Raw genomic sequence first — 3,861 nt, 5'->3', positions numbered from 1 at the left:
CGCTGTCGTCCGGCGGATTTCAAGCCACACTTCGTGATTTTGCGCGCTTCGCGCTGCTTCATCTGCGCGGCGGCAGACTAAATGGCAGGCAGATCGTTCCATCTGAATGGATCGAGGCTACACGACGTCCCAAGCCTCTTCTGTTCGAGGCGTTCTTGCCGAATGGTTCTTATCACGATGCCAGCTCAGACTTGCCAAATGGCGCTTATCACAATACTTTCTGGATTGAAGACCAAGAGAGAGGCGCCTATATCGCGTGGGGGTATGGTGGCCAACTGATCTATATTGATCCCGAGGCGAACTTCGCGGCGGTGAAACTTTCACACCAGCCTGGCCAATCACCGGTGAAACGCGCACAGTGGCCTGACCAAGTATATCAGCCTCCCAAGGCCCTTCCGTTTGATGCGTTCGGGGCGATCCGCGCCATCCGAGATGCATTGGAAAGTTAGATATGCGTGGACGATGCAAGACATAGCGGTCCGGCCATGCAACACCGCGGGGCACAGGGTTCCGCACCAAGGTGATCGGGTTGTAGCCATCGAGACTTAGCGCAGCCTGATCGGCTATGACCAGCCGGTGTTGCCGGACCGCAGACTATGCTCAGGACTCATTGATCAGAGCCAAAAGATGACGGCGGCTGCGATGCAGATGCCGAGAAGAAGGCTGCGCGCACCGGTCGTAGCGAGTGGCGATGCGCCGCCAGTCCTTTAGTTCCGTGGCAACGGCGCCGCCCCGATCCGCTTGCCGACATTTTCGACGCCGAGATCGTGCCGCCGCTGCAGGCCGCGCCGGGAATCCGGCCGGTCGCAATCTTCGAGGAGATGCTGCGGCGTCATCCCGAGCTGGGCAACTACATTCGCCGCACGATCGAGCGTCGCGTCCGATCCTGGCGTTCCCGTCCATGGCGAGGAACAGGAAGTCATCTTCCGGCAGATGCATGAGCCCGGACGCTTGGCCCTGTCGGATTTCACCGACATGGGCAGCGCCGGCATCACCATCGCCGGCCAGCCACTCGACCATCGTCTCTACCATTCCGGCTCGCCTATTCCGGCTTCGAGCATGCTCATGTCGTGCTCGGCGGCGAGAGCTTCGTTGCGCTCGCCGAAGGCCTGCAGAACGCGCTCTGGTCGCTCGGCTGGGTTCCTCGCGAGCACCGCAGCGACAGCCTGTCCGCGGCATTCCGCAACCTAGATAACGATGCCCGCGCGGACCTGACCCGCCGCTACGAGGAACTGTGTGGCCACTACGGCAAGACGGCGACCCGCAACAATGCCGGCATCGCCCATGAGAACGGGTCTACCGAAGGCCCGCACGGCCATCTCAAGCGTGCGATCAATGACGCGCTGCTGATGAGGGGATCGAGCGATTTCAACGATCTGGCCGCCTACCGCCGCCTCGTCGACGAGATCGTCGGTCGCTGCAATGTCCGCTATTCCAAGCGTATCATCGAGCGCGTGAACTTTTAAACTGCCCGTCCGGCGGACATCCGATTATGAGGACGTCACCGTGCGCGTCACGTTATCGGGCGGATTCACGCTGCGCAGGGTGTTCTACACCGTGCCCTCGCGCCTGATCGCCCACCGCCTCAGGGTGCGGCTCTTCGACGATCGGCTGGACATATTCATCGGCGCTCAGCACCACCGGCAGCGTGCCCGGCGAGCGCGGCTAGGCAATCCGTTCCGGGATCTCGGCCTGGGTCGGCCTGGGTAAGCGTCACGCCGTAGAAGAACCGCAACGCGCACACCATCTGATTCAGCGCCGGCCACGAAATCCCGTTCGCCATCGCCACCCCGTGAATGTAGGACCGTTGCGTTGCCGGCGACAGATTGCGGACCGTCATGTCCTCGATCATGCGACGACGAAGAGGGCTCACCTCGGCTATCTCTCATCTCCTGTTTTCAAGATTGCGCTTCAAGAGCCGCAATCCTTCAAAACAGAGGCGTCATCCGCAAACCTTCGCACCAAATGCCGCGTCAGCGGCTTCGTTGTGTGCCCAGCGTGTTCAACCGTTTGGGGGTGAAAGTCCCCTAGCCAACCTGATAGAGGTGAAGGCTTAGCAAAGCGCAACGGTCATCATCGCGAGGTGATGTCTTCGACCGACCTGTTCATTGATCCAGGTGTTTGCGGCTGCGTCAAGAGCGTGGGCGCGGGCGTTGTGTTTTCGCATGCTTTCTCCGGTGAGTTGAAGGCGGTGAGCGTTGTGAACGAGGCGATCCAGAATCGCGTCACCGAGCGTGGGATCGCCGATGACGTCGTGCCAGTGCTGCACGGGGATTTGGCTGGTGACGATTGTGGAAGCGCGGCCATGGCGATCATCGAGGATTTCCAGGAGGTCGCGGCGCTCGGCAGCGTTGAGGACCGACAGGCCCCAGTCGTCGAGAATGAGGAGTTGAACGCGCCCGAGCGTCTTGAGCAGGCGGCCATAACGCCCGTCGCCCCGCGCCAGCGCGAGCGCCTCGAAGAGACGCGGGACGCGATGATAGAGCACCGAACGATTGTCGCGGCAGGCTTTGTGGCCAAGCGCGCAGGCGAGCCAACTCTTGCCCAGGCCGGTTGCGCCCGTGACCAGCAAATTCTCGTGGCGGTCGATCCAATCGCCGCCGACGAGCCTGGCGAAGACCGCGCGGTCGATGCCGCGCGGCGTGCGCAAATCGACATCTTCTACGCATGCGCTCTGGCGCAGCGCGGCGAATTTGAGTCGCGTCGTGAGCCGTTTGGTGTCGCGCTCGGCGGCTTCGTGATCGACGAGCAGACCGATGCGCTCCTCGAACGACAGGGCCTCGAGATTCGGTGATCGTCGCTGCTCCTCGAAGGCTATGGCCATTCCGGTCAAGCCGAGGGTGATCAGCTGTTCATAGGTAGGATGGGTCAGCATTGAGAACTCCATGGTTCAGTGGAAATAGCCCTGACCGCGGATGTTGCCGTGGCGCAGGAGTATCGAGGCGACAGAGCGTGCCTTGATAAGGATGCCGCGTTGGCAGGCATCGACGCGCGTGTTGCCGTAGCTCTTGGTCAGCGCCAGGATGCCGAGACAGGTGCGAAAGCCCTGCTCGGGATGCGGCCGGTCATCGATGACCGCCTGGAAGAAGGCGGCGGTGGCGGGACCAATCTTCTCGCCGGCCGCAATCAATCCTCCTGGCGTCCACTTGCCGTAGCGGCGATGCGCGCTCGGCATGTGATCGGCAACGGTCGTATGGCCGCGCCGGTTGGGCGCACGGGCGTGGCTGGCGATCCGCTGCCCCTTGTGGAAGACCTCGACGGTGTTGTCGGCGATGCGCACATCGACGAGTTCGCGAATCAGGCGGTAGGGCGTGGAGTACCAGTGCCCGTCGACCTCGACGTGATAGTCGGGCGCGACGCGGCAACGCTTCCAGCGCGCAAAGACGTATGGCTGGTTCGGCAGGTCTCCCAGCTTCGGCCTGTCGATCTCGGCGAAGAGTTCGGCACGGCTGGAGCCGAAGCCGCGCATCTGGCGGGCGTTGAGTTCGGCGACGAGCAGGCGGATGGCGGCGTTCAGCTCTGCCAGGGAAAAGAAGCGCTGGTTGCGCAGCCGCGCCAGGACCCAGCGCTGGGCGATTTGCACCGCAACCTCGACTTTTGCCTTATCCTTTGGGCGTCGCGGCCTGGCTGCGAGCACGGCGGTGCCGTAATGGCTCGCCATCTCGGCATAGGTCCGGTTGAGACCGGGGTCGTAGCGATCGGGGTTGGTGACGGCAGCCTTGAGATTGTCGCAGATCAGGAACTTCGGCACGCCGCCCAGAAAGGCGAAAAGATTTGTGTGCACGCCGATCCAGTCGGACAGGCTCTCGCTCGGGCACGCCTCGGCGTAGGTGTAGTTCGAGGCGCCCATCGCTGCGACGA

At 62.5% G+C, this 3,861-nt stretch carries 2 protein-coding genes and 3 pseudogenes; 2 read left to right on the top strand and 3 right to left on the bottom strand.

Going from position 1 to position 3,861, the window contains the following annotated elements; translation table 11 throughout:
- Both AC0L28_RS34425 and istA (AC0L28_RS34420) read left to right on the top strand, forming a co-directional pair.
- Positions 1–449, top strand: a pseudogene (locus AC0L28_RS34425) (hypothetical protein); the annotation flags it as partial.
- Positions 450–713: 264 nt separating this feature from the next.
- Positions 714–1,638 (top strand): annotated as a pseudogene (gene istA, locus AC0L28_RS34420) (IS21 family transposase); the annotation flags it as partial.
- A gap of 30 nt (positions 1,639–1,668) precedes the next feature.
- On the opposite strand, the pseudogene AC0L28_RS34415 reads toward istA (AC0L28_RS34420), so the two are convergent.
- From AC0L28_RS34415 to istA (AC0L28_RS34405), 3 genes and pseudogenes are all read right to left on the bottom strand, one after another.
- Positions 1,669–1,882, bottom strand: a pseudogene (locus tag AC0L28_RS34415) (tyrosine-type recombinase/integrase); the annotation flags it as partial.
- 171 nt (positions 1,883–2,053) lie between these two features.
- On the bottom strand, positions 2,054–2,875 hold the full coding sequence (gene istB / locus AC0L28_RS34410) for an IS21-like element helper ATPase IstB (protein ID WP_473482920.1): 822 nt from the start codon (positions 2,873–2,875) through the stop codon (positions 2,054–2,056).
- A gap of 15 nt (positions 2,876–2,890) precedes the next feature.
- Positions 2,891–3,861: IS21 family transposase (gene istA, locus AC0L28_RS34405; RefSeq protein ID WP_473482918.1), on the bottom strand; the 971-nt coding region annotated here is incomplete at its 5' end.

It is taken from the genome of Mesorhizobium sp. WSM4847, from assembly GCF_055811335.1.
Note: the sequence above shows the minus strand (reverse complement) of the source record. Positions and strands in the feature narration are given on the sequence as shown.